This window comes from Neisseria sp. P0019.S002 (assembly GCF_051957155.1).
In the GTDB taxonomy this organism is placed as follows: Bacteria; Pseudomonadota; Gammaproteobacteria; order Burkholderiales; family Neisseriaceae; genus Neisseria; species Neisseria perflava.
The window spans coordinates 1-430 of record NZ_JBQCWS010000190.1 but is presented as its reverse complement, the minus strand read 5'-3'; the positions used below and the strand labels follow the sequence as shown (position 1 = coordinate 430).

The 430-nt window shown below is 51.9% G+C and carries 1 protein-coding gene; it reads left to right on the top strand.

What is annotated here, in order from left to right:
- Positions 1–430 (top strand): hypothetical protein (locus ACTHTY_RS12245; RefSeq protein WP_440367896.1); only part of this gene is annotated, 430 nt, incomplete at both ends.

Genomic DNA, 430 nt, shown 5'->3' with positions numbered 1-430 from the left:
GGGGAGGAGGGGAAAAGAGAAGAAGGAAGGAAAAAAGGGGGGGGAAGGAGGGGAGGGGGGAGGGAGGAAGAAGAAGAGGGGAGGAGGGAGGGGAAAAAAAGGGAGAGAGGGAGAGGGGGAAAGAGAGGAAGAAAGGAAAGGAGAAAAAGGGGGAAGAGGAAAGAGAAAAAGAAAAGGAGAAGAAAAGAAAGGGAAGGGAGGGAAGGGAGGGAAAGGAGGAAGAGGGAGAGGAGGAAAGAGAGGGGAGGAAGGAAGAAAAAGGGGGGGGGGAAAAGAAGAAGGGGAGGAAGGGAGAAGGAAGAAAGGGAAAAAGGAAGGAGGAGAAGAAGGGGGAGGGGGAGGGGGGGAAGAAGGAGAGGGAAATGAAAGGCAGCAAAGCGATTTCAGCAGGCATATTGCGTTTTTTAACTTCATTAGCAATATGGTACAG